This is a genomic window from Pseudoalteromonas sp. SCSIO 43101 (assembly GCF_023650775.1).
Classification (GTDB): Bacteria; Pseudomonadota; Gammaproteobacteria; order Enterobacterales; family Alteromonadaceae; genus Pseudoalteromonas; species Pseudoalteromonas apostichopi.
The window spans coordinates 631,344-645,542 of sequence record NZ_CP072673.1 but is presented as its reverse complement, the minus strand read 5'-3'; the positions used below and the strand labels follow the sequence as shown (position 1 = coordinate 645,542).

15 protein-coding genes are annotated in these 14,199 nt (G+C 40.8%); 10 read left to right on the top strand and 5 right to left on the bottom strand.

Features of this window, described 5'->3' with window-relative positions; translation table 11 throughout:
• Positions 1-45: 45 nt before the first annotated feature.
• The 5 genes from J8Z25_RS03090 (at position 46) to yacG (ending at position 5,074) form a co-directional block, all read left to right on the top strand.
• Positions 46-1,272 carry a type II secretion system F family protein gene (locus tag J8Z25_RS03090; RefSeq protein WP_250661669.1) on the top strand — a complete coding sequence of 409 codons (1,227 nt, stop codon included), beginning with the start codon at positions 46-48 and terminating at the stop codon, positions 1,270-1,272.
• 123 nt (positions 1,273-1,395) lie between these two features.
• Positions 1,396-2,292 carry a prepilin peptidase gene (locus tag J8Z25_RS03085; protein ID WP_284693408.1) on the top strand — a complete coding sequence of 299 codons (897 nt, stop codon included), beginning with the start codon at positions 1,396-1,398 and terminating at the stop codon, positions 2,290-2,292.
• Positions 2,293-2,294: 2 nt separating this feature from the next.
• Positions 2,295-2,894, top strand: coding sequence for a dephospho-CoA kinase (gene coaE, locus J8Z25_RS03080; RefSeq protein WP_239977176.1), 600 nt, complete (start codon positions 2,295-2,297; stop codon positions 2,892-2,894).
• Positions 2,895-3,089: 195 nt separating this feature from the next.
• Positions 3,090-4,766, top strand: a complete 1,677-nt coding sequence (gene pilB, locus J8Z25_RS03075) for a type IV-A pilus assembly ATPase PilB (RefSeq protein WP_130049706.1) — start codon at positions 3,090-3,092, stop codon at positions 4,764-4,766.
• A 74-nt stretch (positions 4,767-4,840) separates the two neighbouring features.
• Positions 4,841-5,074 carry a DNA gyrase inhibitor YacG gene (gene yacG / locus J8Z25_RS03070; RefSeq protein ID WP_130049707.1) on the top strand — a complete coding sequence of 78 codons (234 nt, stop codon included), beginning with the start codon at positions 4,841-4,843 and terminating at the stop codon, positions 5,072-5,074.
• Positions 5,075-5,136: 62 nt separating this feature from the next.
• Here the strand turns inward: yacG and J8Z25_RS03065 are convergent, their stop codons facing one another.
• Positions 5,137-5,655, bottom strand: coding sequence for a Spy/CpxP family protein refolding chaperone (locus J8Z25_RS03065; RefSeq protein ID WP_167658220.1), 519 nt, complete (start codon positions 5,653-5,655; stop codon positions 5,137-5,139).
• Positions 5,656-5,826: 171 nt separating this feature from the next.
• Here J8Z25_RS03065 and J8Z25_RS03060 point away from each other — a divergent pair, with 171 nt between their 5' ends.
• Genes J8Z25_RS03060 through J8Z25_RS03050 form a run of 3 tightly spaced genes read left to right on the top strand, consistent with a single transcriptional unit; the run spans position 5,827 to position 8,845 of the window.
• Entirely contained in the window at positions 5,827-6,516 is a 690-nt protein-coding gene (locus J8Z25_RS03060) for a response regulator (RefSeq protein WP_130049709.1), read from the top strand.
• 1 nt (position 6,517) lies between these two features.
• Entirely contained in the window at positions 6,518-7,903 is a 1,386-nt protein-coding gene (locus J8Z25_RS03055) for an ATP-binding protein (RefSeq protein WP_250661668.1), read from the top strand.
• Positions 7,904-8,845 (top strand): alpha/beta fold hydrolase, encoded by a 942-nt coding sequence (locus tag J8Z25_RS03050; protein ID WP_130049711.1) that lies wholly within the window; start codon positions 7,904-7,906, stop codon positions 8,843-8,845.
• Here the strand turns inward: J8Z25_RS03050 and J8Z25_RS03045 are convergent.
• On the bottom strand, positions 8,824-9,732 hold the full coding sequence (locus J8Z25_RS03045) for a cation diffusion facilitator family transporter (RefSeq protein WP_130049712.1): 909 nt from the start codon (positions 9,730-9,732) through the stop codon (positions 8,824-8,826). The genes J8Z25_RS03050 and J8Z25_RS03045 overlap by 22 nt on opposite strands.
• Before the next feature lie 102 nt (positions 9,733-9,834).
• Here J8Z25_RS03045 and trmL point away from each other — a divergent pair, with 102 nt between their 5' ends.
• Complete coding sequence (gene trmL, locus J8Z25_RS03040; RefSeq protein WP_250661667.1) at positions 9,835-10,299, top strand: tRNA (uridine(34)/cytosine(34)/5-carboxymethylaminomethyluridine(34)-2'-O)-methyltransferase TrmL; 465 nt, start codon at positions 9,835-9,837, stop codon at positions 10,297-10,299.
• Positions 10,300-10,590: 291 nt separating this feature from the next.
• Positions 10,591-12,288 carry a putative bifunctional diguanylate cyclase/phosphodiesterase gene (locus J8Z25_RS03035; RefSeq protein ID WP_250661666.1) on the top strand — a complete coding sequence of 566 codons (1,698 nt, stop codon included), beginning with the start codon at positions 10,591-10,593 and terminating at the stop codon, positions 12,286-12,288.
• 82 nt (positions 12,289-12,370) lie between these two features.
• On the opposite strand, the gene gpsA is transcribed toward J8Z25_RS03035, so the two are convergent.
• From gpsA to grxC, 3 genes are read right to left on the bottom strand one after another with little or no spacing between them, the layout of a single operon-like run.
• A complete protein-coding gene (gpsA, locus tag J8Z25_RS03030; RefSeq protein ID WP_130049714.1) occupies positions 12,371-13,378 on the bottom strand; it encodes an NAD(P)H-dependent glycerol-3-phosphate dehydrogenase in 1,008 nt (335 codons plus the stop codon).
• A gap of 3 nt (positions 13,379-13,381) precedes the next feature.
• Complete coding sequence (gene secB / locus J8Z25_RS03025; RefSeq protein WP_058586639.1) at positions 13,382-13,870, bottom strand: protein-export chaperone SecB; 489 nt, start codon at positions 13,868-13,870, stop codon at positions 13,382-13,384.
• Positions 13,871-13,911: 41 nt separating this feature from the next.
• Positions 13,912-14,169 (bottom strand): glutaredoxin 3, encoded by a 258-nt coding sequence (gene grxC / locus J8Z25_RS03020; protein WP_130049715.1) that lies wholly within the window; start codon positions 14,167-14,169, stop codon positions 13,912-13,914.
• Between the last annotated feature and the right edge of the window lie 30 nt (positions 14,170-14,199).

The window sequence follows — 14,199 nt, the reverse complement described above, 5'->3', positions numbered from 1 at the left end:
GTAGCGGATCAAGCTACCTTTCTCTCTTCTATTCCAAAGAAAAAAATGGCTAAACAACCTGAAAATAAAAGCTTAGATACTTTCCAGTGGGTAGGTGTGAGTGCTCGCGGCAAAAAACTTGAAGGTGAACTTTCTGGACAAAGCATAGCGTTGGTTAAAGCACAACTACGCAAGCAAGGTATAATTCCGTCGAAAGTAAAACGTAAAGCAAAGCCTTTATTCGGCGCTCGCGTCCAAAAAATCACAGCAAAAGATATTGCCCTCATTACTCGACAAATAGCCACGATGCTAATGGCTGGTGTACCACTAATTCAATCAATTGAAATGATCGGTTCTGGTGCTAAAAATAAAAGTGTTGCCAAACTTATGGAAGGTATTGGCGATGATGTTAAAGCCGGTATCCCTCTTTCACAAGCGCTTCGTAAACACCCACGTTACTTTGATGACTTATATTGCGACCTAGTGGCTTCAGGTGAGCAATCCGGTGCTCTTGATAAAATATTTGACCGTGTTGCACTCTATAAAGAAAAAGCAGAGGCTTTAAAATCAAAAATTAAAAAAGCCATGTTTTACCCAATTGCGGTGTTGGTGGTGGCTTTAATCGTTACATCTATCTTGCTTATATTTGTAGTGCCACAATTCCAAGAAATTTTTAATGGTTTTGGCGCTGAATTACCTGCATTTACTTTAATGGTGATTGGTATTTCAGAGTTTATGCAAGAATACTGGTGGATAATGCTCATTGCTATTGTTGCTGCAGGTTTTGCATATAAAGAAGCACTTCTTAAGAGTAAAAAACTCAGAGATGCTAATGATAGGGCAATATTAAAACTACCTGTAATTGGTATGATTTTAAATAAAGCGGCAGTTGCTCGCTATGCTCGTACTTTATCAACCACCTTCGCAGCTGGTGTGCCTTTGGTCGATGCCCTAGACTCAGCTGCGGGTGCCTCTGGTAATGCGGTGTACTGTTATGCGATTTTAGAAATAAAAGCCGAGGTAAGTTCAGGTAACTTAATGAACTGGGCAATGCGTAATACTAAAATTTTCCCTGATATGGTCGTACAAATGGTCGCTATTGGTGAGGAGTCGGGTTCACTCGATGGTATGCTTGCAAAAGTAGCCACTATTTATGAGCAAGAAGTCGATGATGCCGTTGATGGTTTATCAAGTTTACTTGAGCCACTGATTATGGCTGTATTAGGTGTGCTGGTTGGTGGATTAATTGTTGCTATGTACTTACCTATCTTCCAATTAGGATCGGTGATTTAAAATATAGCTGTAAGCAAAACTCTAAACGCTGATTGATAGCTTGCAAGATAAAATGAATAATAAGAATAGTTCAACACAGCGAAGTAAAATCGGCCTATAAATGGCCAGAAGTTAGGTATTTTAATGGAAAACTTTTTTCTTGATATAACCACTGCGATGCAAACTCAGCAGTGGTTTTATTTTTTGACCGTCGGCTTAGTTAGCCTATGTATTGGTAGCTTTTTAAATGTGGTGATTTATCGTTTACCACTGATGATGAAAAGAGAATGGCAAACTGAATGCCGTATTTTATTGGCCGATGAGCTCAATTCAAAACAACAGACAGAACAAGCGCCATTTAATCTGATAAAGCCAAATTCGACCTGCCCTAAATGCAAAGCACCGATCAAAGCTTGGCAAAATATCCCTGTGCTAAGTTGGTTATTCTTAAAGGGTCGCTGTGCAAATTGTAAAACCGTTATATCTGTTCGTTACCCTATTGTTGAAATGCTTACAGCAGTTTTAAGTTTAATTGTTGCTGCTGTTTTTGGCCCAACGAAGCTTGCTCTTCTTTATATAGTGATTACTTGGGTTTTAGTCGCTTTAACCTTTATCGATATAGATCACATGTTGCTGCCTGACCAGCTAACCCTCCCATTGGTTTGGCTAGCGCTGATTGCCGCTACTATTGATATTACCATTGCCCCAACCGATGCCATAATAGGTGCCGCGGTTGGTTATTTAAGCTTATGGAGTGTCTACTGGTTATTTAAGCTTGCCACAGGTAAGGAAGGCATGGGTTATGGTGACTTTAAACTATTAGCCGTGTTCGGTGCGCTACTAGGTTGGCAAGATATATTAACCATAGTGCTATTATCAAGTGTCGTCGGTGCTATCATCGGCATTGCGCAAATTTTTATTCAAGGTAAGGACAAAACCACGCCAATCCCTTTTGGACCCTACCTTGCCATAGCAGGTTGGGTAACTTTGCTTTGGGGTCAGCAAATTCAAAGCTATTACTTTAACTATTTAGGTTACTAATTATGGCAAACTGGGTTTTAGGGTTAACCGGTGGTATTGGTTCTGGCAAAAGTGCAGTAAGCGCCATGTTTGAAGAGCTTGGTATTCAAGTTGTTGATGCCGATATCGTAGCCAGAGAAGTCGTCGAGCCAGGCTCTATTGGCCTCAAAAAAATTACTGAACATTTTGGTAATGAAATACTTACTAGCGAAGGCACGCTTGATCGTGCAAAACTAAGAACGATTATCTTTGCAGATGAATCAGAAAAGCAATGGCTAAACAGCTTATTACACCCACTTATTAGGGAGTCAATGATCACGCAATTAAAGCAAGCCACCAGCCAGTATGTCATCTTAGTTGCTCCCTTACTTTTTGAAAATGGCCTAGAAAAATACTGCGATCACACCTTACTAATTGATGTTCCGGTTGAAGTGCAAATAACAAGAACTACAGCTCGTGATAATGTATCTACTGAATTAGCTAAGCAAATCATAGCCTCACAAATGTCGAGAGCTGACAAGCAAAAAAAAGCCACGGATATATTAGATAACAACCGCCCTCTTGAGGAGGTAAAAATTGATGTGCTAAAGCTACATAAAAAGTACCTGCCACACTCGAACTAGGCTATTGATTTTGTTTATAGATTTTCATTAAACAAAGCCTACCCAAAACCAATACAAAAGTACCAACAAGCATTCTAAATGACTGAGTTTATGGTGAAATTATTTTGCAATTTTTCCTAAATCAGACAAGACTGATGTAATAGCCTTACTTTTTCTGTTAGATTGTGGCAAATAAAGGATCAAACTAGGTGTTCAATGAATATAAACTCACCGCTACTTAGAAAATTTATTACACTCGGTCGCATTGATGCAGAGACCGTAAAATCAAAGCAGCGCGAATACAGCTCTACTGCCGAGCTTATTTCTAAAACATGTGGAATGGATGGGCATGAACTTGCGGAGCAATGTACAGACCTCTTTCGTGTGCCTTATTTTGATATTAGAGATTTTGATGTAGCGTATATTTCTGAAGAGCTTATTAAAGACAAACTCATTCGTGAACACCATATTCTGCCGTTAGTAAAAAAAGGCCGTAAGCTCTATATTGCCGCCTCAGATCCGACCGACTACGGTGCATTTGAAAACTTTGAATTTAGTACCGGTCTTTCATGCGAAGTGGTCGTTGTTGATTATCTTCAACTTGAAAACAAAATTGAGCAATTACTTGATGCTGCAGGAAGCTTGCATCTAAGTGAAAGCGAATTCAAAGAACTTGGGGATTTAGAGTCAGAGAGCCCACAAAACTTAGCACCTAAAGATGAAGACAAAGACGATGCACCTATTATTGTTTACATCAATAAAATTTTGATGGATGCGATTAAAAAAGGTGCCTCGGATCTGCATTTTGAACCTTATGAACACCGCTACCGTGTGCGTTTCCGTATCGATGGTATTTTGCATGAAATGGCAAGCCCACCCAATAGCTTAGCCAGCCGTTTATCGGCGCGGATAAAGGTAATGTCACGACTTGATATCGCAGAAAAACGTAAACCTCAAGACGGCCGTATTAAGCTTAAAATTACTGAACGAAAAAGTATCGATTTCCGTGTCAGTACATTACCGACCCTTTGGGGCGAGAAAATAGTTATGCGTATTCTCGACTCATCAAGTGCTATGCTGGGTATCGATGTTCTTGGTTATGAACCAGAGCAGAAAAAGCTGTATATGGATGCACTTGATCAACCACAAGGCATGATCTTAGTAACGGGTCCAACGGGCTCTGGTAAAACAGTATCATTGTATACAGGTTTGAATATTCTCAACCAGCCAGAACGTAACATCAGTACAGCCGAAGATCCTGTTGAGATAAACCTTGAAGGGATTAACCAAGTGCAGATCAATCCGAAAGCAGATATGACCTTTGCCAATGCATTAAAGGCCTTTTTACGACAAGATCCTGATGTGGTGATGGTTGGTGAGATCCGTGACCTTGAAACAGCTGAAATTGCTATTAAAGCGGCACAAACAGGTCACTTGGTATTATCTACCCTGCATACAAACTCAGCTCCTGAAACCCTCACCCGTCTTTTGAACATGGGTGTACCAGCTTACAACGTAGCAAGCTCAATCAGCCTTATTATTGCTCAGCGTCTAGCGAGACGTCTTTGCCCTAAGTGTAAAACGCCAGAAACACTTCCTGAAGAAGAGCTGATTCGCCAAGGTTTTGATAAAGATAAGCTCAGTGAAGTCCAGTTATTTGCACCAAATGGTTGTGATAGTTGTACAGATGGCTATAAGGGTCGAGTTGGTGTTTACGAGGTAATGCAAATTACCCCTGAAATCGCGCAAATCATTATGCGTGGTGGTAATTCGCTAGAAATTGCTGAAGTAGCGCTTCGTTCAGGCTTTAATAATCTGCGTTTATCTGGTCTTAAAAAAGCTGCCGATGGAGTTACCTCATTGAAAGAAATAAACCGAGTAACGAGTTTTTAAAACAAATTCGTTACTGGATTATCAGCTAACTGTTCAGTAAGATCTGACTAAAGTGCTTATTTAAGAGTTATTCCATGCCAACAGTTGTAAACTGCCCAACATGTAAATCAAAAGTCGAATGGTCGGAGCAGAGTCCGCATCGCCCATTTTGTTCAAAACGCTGCCAGCTAATTGATTTAGGCGAGTGGTCGTTTGAAAATAATAAAATTTCTAGTCCTATCAACAATGCCAATGAGCTTAGCCAAGATATGATTGAAGACATCGAAGCGATGCTGGCTAAAAATGATGATGCATTCTTTAAAGAATAAAGTCTGATTGCAGTGTAATACAAAAAATGCGGCATTTGCCGCATTTTCATAAACATTTACTTTTAACCTTCTGAACGCTCGCCTTTATTCAGGCCATAATGGCCTTTTTTGTGACCTTTTTTACGAAGGTGCTGTTTGATTTTTTGATAACTTTCGCGCTGCTCTGCATTCAAAACTTGCCAAATTGCATGGTCTGATTTCATTTTCAGCATTGCAAACTGCTGGCCTTTTTCTTGGCGAGCTTTAATCAGCTCCAATGCGGCATTTTCGTCAAATGCTTTCGTTGCTAATAACGCATCCATTTTCTCTTTGTGTGCTGCACGAGAGGCTTTCATTGCATCTTTATCACCGCGAAGTGCTGCAAATTGCGATTTTTGCTCAGCAAAAATCGCTTTTAGTTGCGTTTGCTGATCTTCGCTAAGTTGTAACTTATCAATGCCGCGCTCAGAAAGTAAAAAACGAGCCTGTGGGTTCATACCACGGTTAAAGTCACCTTTCGCCATTGCTGAAGTAGCACCTACACTGGCTGCTGCTAAACCACAAACAAGTACGAATTTAGAAAGCTTTTTTGAAATAGTCATAATCATTACCTTTTGTTGGGTTGTGCTCTGTTGTCGTTTCCGACCAATGTGATAACTATATCTAACTCAATGCAAAGGAACGCAAACCAGTGTAAAGGTTGTGTAAAGATTCACCTTTACACAATTTAGTGAGTAAAATAGCCTTAAAGAAGTAAATAGCTAGGTGTCAAAATGAAACTATTGATGATCGACGACGATACAGGATTGTGTGAATTACTCAGTGAGTACTTATCAGCACAAGGTTTTACAGTAGAGTGTGTTCATGATGGTGCTGAGGGCCTAAAACAAGCTATTAAGCATAGCTATGAGCTCATATTGCTTGATGTTATGTTGCCATCTATGGATGGCTTTGAGGTGTTAAAACAATTAAGACAGCATAAGCTTACCCCAGTGATCATGCTAACCGCGAAAGGCGAAGACTTTGATCGCATCTTTGGTTTAGAACTGGGCGCAGATGATTATATTCCTAAGCCATTTAACCACAGAGAGCTGCTAGCCCGCGTTAAAGCAATAACCCGTCGTATAGAGCATATCAATAGCTTATCGAGTCAACATGCCAGCTCATTGAGTGTAAACAGTATCAATATCAATTTCGCAACGCGAGAGGCTTCGGTAAACGACATCGTACTGAGCCTAACAGGCACTGAATATGAAATTCTTACTATGCTCGTACAGCATGCAGGTGAAGTGATAAGTAAAGAACAAATAAGTGAGCAAGTCCTGGGTAGACGCCTCGCCCCTTTTGACCGCTCAATCGATATGCATGTAAGTAACATTCGTAAAAAGATTGCAGAACACGTGAGTAATGAACGGATCAAAACCATGCGTGGCAGTGGTTATGTACTAATACAAGGCGAATAATATGCAAACACCGAGCTGGCTAAAGCATCCCCGCCACTATTTATTTTTAAAAATCTTTGCCTGGTTTTGGGTTACTGTCATAGCCACTATCACTATATTGGTGTTTTTAAGCCAGTTAACGAGCAATGTAGGCAATGATGACCTGCGTGGACCCATGCTTAAAAATCTTGAGTACACCGCTAAAAGTATTGAACGCATAGTTGCTAAACACGGTAAATCTACTCAAGAGGTACTATCTCATCCGCGCTTATCCAAACATAAATTATTGTACTTAAATGGTGAGGTGCATGGTGTTGAGATGCTCAGCGAACCGGTATCCAAAGACATTGATTTGAGCTTGCTTAACTTTACCAAATATATGCGTCCGCAAATTATTTTTACCGATGAATATCAAGCCTATGGGCCTGTAGTATTGAATGTACCTGAAGGTAAATTTTATCTCTACGAGATTGATGAAAAACGCAAAAAACCGTTTTTTGTCAGCTTATGGCTGATGCCAATTTGGCTAAAACTACTCATTGCTTTAATTGCTTCATTAATGCTTAGTTTCTTCTTTAGCCGTAATTTAATTGCCCCTATTAATAGTCTAAAAGAAACCGCAAAAAAACTGGCTCATGGTGATTTAACTGCCCGTGCCGATGTATCCCCTACTCGTCAAGATGAGCTAGGTGTACTTGGCCGAGACTTTAATACCATGGCAGTGCAACTTGAGCAGCTTATTAGCGCCCAAAAGCGATTACTCGCAGATATTTCCCATGAACTACGCTCACCATTAACGCGTTTAAAAATGGCCACAGGACTTGCGCAAATGCAAGCCGATGACGCACAAAACGCTTATTTAGAACGCATTGAAAAAGAGGCAAATCAGCTCGATAAAATGATTGCTGATGTCCTCCAAGTATCTCGCTTAGAGGCTAAAAGCCAAACACTGGCGTTAAGTAAACAATCTCTGCAAGTGATTGTTGATCACGTACTAAACGATGCTAAATTTGAAGCCAAGCAAAATAATAAAGAGCTCATTGTCAATGGGGCACTAACAGCCGACATCAAATGTGACGAAACCTTAATTGCCAGCGCCCTCGAGAATGTTCTACGTAATGCGATTAAATACGCTGAGCACTCTATTTCAATAGGTTTAATTGAATCAGATGCTATCTACATCACTATTTGTGATGACGGTAAAGGGGTTGAAGAAAGTAACCTTGCAAGACTTTGTGAGCCTTTCTTTCGTCAAGAGCATTCCCGCGATAGGAGTACAGGTGGTACCGGTTTAGGTCTTGCAATTGCAAAGAATGCTATCTCAGTACATGATGGTACACTAACACTTGAAAACCAAGAACTCGGTGGACTTTGTGTAAACATCCGCCTTCCTTTTAAGAGTGAGTAAATGTTTTATAGCAGCGAAGCAAGCCTTGTCAGTAACATACCTAATATTAATAAGTTCTTTTCTGAGCAATTACAGCAAGACTTTCTGAGTACAGCTCATGGTAAGCTTTATTACGGTTATGCTATTCCTCGCCAAGCAAAAACCGCTGTTGTTATTAGTAGTGGTCGAATAGAGTCTTTGGTTAAATACAAAGAGTTGCTATGGGAACTATATCAAAATGGCTTTGCTGTTTTTAGTGTTGATCACCAAGGACAAGGCCGCTCTTATCGCCATTTAGAAAACACACATAAAGGCTATGTAAACCGCTTTACTGATTATGCTGATGACTTTGCTATGTTTATAGATACAGTAGTGAAGCAACACTGGCAAGGAAAACAAGTACTGCTCGGACACTCAATGGGGAGCGCCATTGCCTATGATTACCTGTCACGATATCAACATCAATTTTCGGGGGCATTTTTGTCAGCGCCCATGTTTGATATTTATACCAAAGGGACACCAAAGCCTGTAGCAAAACTGGCTGCTAAAATTGCATCTTTAATTGGTCTTAGCCACAGTTATGCATTTGGCCAAAGCGACTACTTACCGGTCGACTTTGCAGCCAATGAGCTAACCAGTAGTGAAATTCGCTATAAACTGTTCAGAGAGCTGTATGCTGCAGAAAATGATTTACAGTTAGGTGGGGTAACCTATGGTTGGCTCAATGCATCGTTTGATTTTATCGCCTCTTTAGTCGATAAAAAAGTCGATATTCCTTTGTTTATCGCCAGTGCTGAGCAAGATACAGTGGTCGATAACGCCGCTCAGTTTGCACTTACACATAAACAAAAACAGGCACAACTAAAAAGCTATGCTGGTGCACGCCACGAACTGTTATGTGAACGCGACGAGATAAGGCAGGCTGTACTCAGTGATTTTTATCAGTTTTGTGCTGCACTTTGACGTGTTTTATTAACCACTGAAAGCGGGTCTAGGTGCATGAGAATATCCATTTCACAATCAAAATGTGTTTGAATTAAGGCCTCTACTTCATCTGCGACTTGATGCGCCCTGATCAATGATAATGAATCTTCAAGCTCTAAATGCATCTGAATAAACTTAATTTTACCACCTTGGCGAGTACGGATATCATGGGCGCCAAACACGTCTTGATGACTATTCACAATCTCCAATATTTGTTGTTTCTCTTCATCAGGAAGCTCTTTATCCATTAAGTGGTCAGCACTTTCGCGAGCAATATCCCAGCTGTTATAAAGCAAATAAACAGCCACACCAATAGCAAACAATGGATCGGCATAAGCGACACCGTACTTAGCTAATACGATTGCCAGTAATACAGCCAAGTTTAAGATTAAATCGCCTTTATAATGAATAGAGTCTGCTTTTATCGCAATTGACTCAGTGTGATTAATCACTTTTGTTTGAACAAATACCACCACAAGCGTACAAACGATAGCAAAAATACTAACCCAAATACCGAGATCAGAGTGCTTTAAAATAACAGGGTTAAATAAGCGCTCAACAGCATGAAAAGCTAAGAAACAACCCGAGCCGGCAATAAAAGCGGCTTGTGCAAGCCCAGCTAACGCTTCAGCTTTACCGTGACCAAAGCGATGATCATCATCAGCAGGACGTAATGCATAACCTAGGACTAAAAAGCTCATCAGTGATGCAGTGATATCCATTAACGAATCAGTCAATGAACCGAGCATCGAGGCTGAGCCTGATGCAAGCCAAGCCCAGCTTTTTGCCGCAATCATCAAACTCACCATTACAATGGTGACTAGACTGGCTGTTCTAACCCAAAACTCATAACTACGATGCTGCACAACAACTTACCTTCAGAGAGTAACTAGACTGAGTATATCATCTTTTCATTCTAGTTCGTGTATACTCAGCAGCAGATCTAATCCTTTTTAAATGAGATTCAAATGCTTGATATTGTGTTGTACCAACCAGAAATTCCACCGAACACGGGTAATATCATTCGCTTATGCGCGAACACGGGTTATGCGCTGCACCTAATTGAACCACTTGGTTTTGAGTGGGATGATAAACGGGTCAAACGTGCTGGTCTTGATTATCATGAATTTAGCCATGTACAGCGCCATGCGTCGTTTGAAGCATATCTTGAAAAGTGCCAGCCGAAAAAAGTCTATGCATGTACCACTAAAGGCAGCCAATTTCACCACCAAGCGCAATACCAACTAGGCGATTGTTTAGTGTTTGGTCCAGAAACCCGCGGCCTACCTGATGAGCTCATTCAATCATTACCTAAAGAGCAGCGAGTTCGCATTCCGATGCAAAAAGATAGCCGTAGCATGAACTTATCTAACTCTGTGGCTGTATTTGTTTATGAGTCTTGGCGTCAACTGGGGTTTGTGAACGGTCAATAACTTATTGAAAAAACGCTCGTAATAAATATTTACTAATTGTTTAGCACGACCATTTTTTATGGACTAACCTAAATAGGTTAGTTTGTTCCCTAAAGATGGATTTTAATGCGCTTTTTCGCCCAAGTAGGCAGTATCATTTTGCTGATGCAGCACTTTTCTAGTGCTGCTTCTACTGCTGTTTCAAATCCCACTATCTCCCAAGCCCCAAACATAGCGCCCCTTTTACTGCTGATTCTTTTAGCTATTGTCATCCTTATTGGAGCGGTCATCTATTATCAAAGAAATCAAAAGATGACGCTATTGGATGCCCTACTCTCTCAGTCTAAAGATGGAATTTGGGTCAGCGATGAGCAGTTTCGGATCATAGAAATCAATAACGCATTTAGTGAAATATCGGGTTATAAAAAAACCGATGTACTTGGCAAAAAATTCAAAGCATTAACGCAAGCTGGTCGCGATAAGCAACTCGAAGAAATCATACAACAGGAGTTAAGTAATGACGGTTATTGGTCTGGCGAAATTTGGAATTTACGTAGAGATGGGCAACCCTACGCCATTGATTTGTGTATAACAAAAGTGACCACACCACGCTTTGCGAAAAGCTCTATAAGATACGTTGGTATGTTTTCTGATGTGACAGCTCGTAAGAATAACGAGCGAGCTATGCTCAAGCTCACTACCAAAGACAGCATAACAGGCTTATCAAACCGCGCCATTTTTATAGAATCACTTGAAAAAGCAATTAAAGCCTGTAATGACACTTACCCAAGCCTGTTGATCATCTTTATCGACATAGACAATTTCAAAAAAATTAATGACTCACTGGGCCACACGATTGGCGATGTTCTGTTAAAAGAAGTCGCCTGTCGTTTAACCGACTCCCTAAATTCAGGCTTTACTATTGCAAGAATTGGTGCTGATGAATTCGCGGTACTGGTGCCGCCCTACCTATACTCTGGCAAAACGGTGTTCTTCGCCAAAAAGACCGCAGACATCGTACTACAACAATTTAAGACCCCTTTTATGTTAGATGGTTTTGAAACCTCGCTAACAGCGTGTTGTGGCCTTGCTATCTACCCAGACAATGCATACAACTGTGAAAACTTAATGCGCAGCGCAAATAGTGCCCTAAATCATGCTAAGAAAATGGGCCGTAATACTTATCAGTTTTTTGATAAAGACCGCCACACGCTCGACCCAACCGAATTAACCAAAGAAAGCGCTTTATTTAGAGCGATTACCAACAATGAGTTTGAGCTTTACTTTCAACCTAAGTTTGATGCTCAGCACAACCAATTGTACGGTTTTGAGGCTTTAGTTCGTTGGCCACAAGAGGATGGCAGCATCATTATTCCTGATGAGTTTATTCCTCTCGCAGAACAAAATGGGGCAATTATTCCGCTCACCCAATTACTGATGGAGCAACTTCTTAATCAGCTGGCTCAGTGGCGAAAGCAAAGCATTTCATTTGGTAATGTAGCTATTAATATTTCAGCCTTACACTTTCAACAAAGCAGCCTTATCGAAACGCTAATCGACAACTTGGCTAAATTTGACGTGCCTGCACATTGCTTAGAACTTGAAATCACTGAAAGCGCCATGATGGATAACCCTGAGTTTGCAGAACAACAAATGAAACGGATTAAATCAATTGGTGTACATATCGCGCTTGATGACTTTGGCACTGGCCATTCATCGCTAAGTTACCTAAAGCGTTTTCCAATAGATACGCTCAAAATCGACAAGTCATTCGTAAAAGACATCGATAAGAATGAACAAGATCGCAATATCACTGCCACCATAGTGCGACTAGCTAAATATTTGGATATAAATGTGGTTGCTGAAGGAGTGGAAACTGAGGAGCAGGCCTATATGCTGCATATTATGGGTTGTCATTTCCAGCAAGGTTATTATTACTGTAAACCATTAAAAGCCGAGCAAGTCAGCGAATTTATTAATGACACGTTAGAGAACCAGCAATCTAGCTAGCAGTTAAAATTGCAAATAAAAAACGCGATTCATGAATCGCGTTTTTTATTTTACAGTGCACAATCTGAATTTTTAAGATTGTTTATTCGGATTTTTGCTCACGGCCAAGCAACGCCATCGCAGCTTCTTTTACATCTTTATTTTCATAAAGCACTTTGTAAATTTGCTCCGTAATTGGCATTTCTATGCCTGTACGCTCAGCAAGTAGGTACACTTCTTTGGTATTTCTATAGCCTTCTACGACCTGACCTATTGATTCAATCGCAGCTTCAACCCCTTCACCTTTACCAAGCGCAAGACCAAAACGACGGTTACGAGATTGGTTATCTGTACAGGTTAAGATTAAGTCACCAAGGCCAGCCATCCCCATAAAGGTATCTGAACGAGCACCTAATGCACAACCTAAACGACAAAGCTCAGCTAAACCACGAGTGATCAAGGCTGTTCGTGCATTAGCACCAAAACCAAAGCCGTCAGACATACCTGCGCCAATTGCAATCACATTTTTAACCGCGCCGCCAAGTTGTATACCAATGAAATCATCATTGTTATACACCCTAAATGAACGTCCACAGTGTAAAAGGTCTGCCAGCTGCTTTGCAAAATCTTTAGAAGTCGACGATACCGAAATAGCCGTTGGTAAGCCCATTGCCATTTCTTTAGCAAAAGTAGGCCCAGAAAGCACAGCCAATGGGATATCATCCCCAAGCTCTTGCACTGCTACTTCTTGCAATAAACGGCCAGTATTAGGTTCTAAGCCTTTAGTAGCCCATGCAACTTCGGCACCTTCTGACAACCAAGGTTTAATTTTTTGAAGCGTGCCTGCAAACGCATGACTTGGCACAACAACAAGAATGATCTTGCTTGCTTTAACTGCCGTTTCTAAATTAGCTTCTAGTTGAAGCGTTTCAGGAAAGCTAACATCAGGAACATAACGTTGATTCTTCCGCTCAGCTGCAAGCGTAGCAACGTCATCGCTATTGCGGCCCCACAAGGTAACTGGGTGACCATTTCTGGCAAAGCAAATAGCAAGGGCGGTGCCATAAGACCCCGCCCCTAATACTGTAACAGCTGATTGTGCTGTACTCATAGCTTATGCGTCTGCAGTTGCCTGTTGGTCTTGAGCAGCACGTTGTTGCATGTATTGAGCAAATAGTGCGTCAAAGTTAACTGGCGCTAAGTTTAATTGTGGGAAAGTACCACGGTTAACTAGGTTTGATACTGCTTCACGAGCGTAAGGGAAAAGTACGTTCGGGCAGAAAGCACCTAACATGTGCGCAAGCTGAACTTCTTCAACTTCACCGATAGTGAAAATACCCGCTTGTTGGATTTCACAAAGGAAAGCTGTTTCTTCACCGATTGAAGCCGTCACAGTTAAAGCAAGAACAACTTCAAATACACCTTCTTCTAATTTGTTAGAACGAGTATCTAAGTCTAGCTTAACTTCAGGGGTCCACTCTTTTTGGAAAATAGCAGGTGAATTAGGTGTCTCAAAAGAAACATCTTTAGTATAAATGCGTTGGATTGAGAATTGAGCGCCTGCTTGTTGTTCTGCTGCTGCGTTTTGATTTTCTTCGTTCATTGTAATTCCTAACTTGTATTCGTTTTTATATTTAAAATTTATTAAGCGTTAAGCTTTGCGTCTAAAAGGCCTTGCGCTTCAATTGCCATCATGTCGTCACAACCGCCGATATGTTCATCATTAATGAAAATTTGCGGAACCGTGTAACCACCATTAGCTTTGTCGATCATTTCATCACGACGCTCAGGGTGAACACCAATATCGATATTAGTGTAGTTTACACCTTTGCTCTCTAATAACGCCAAAGCGCGTTGGCAGAATGGACAGTATGCTTTGGTGTAAAGAACAACTTTACTCATAATAATTCCTCTATCGGGCTGTTAGCTGCT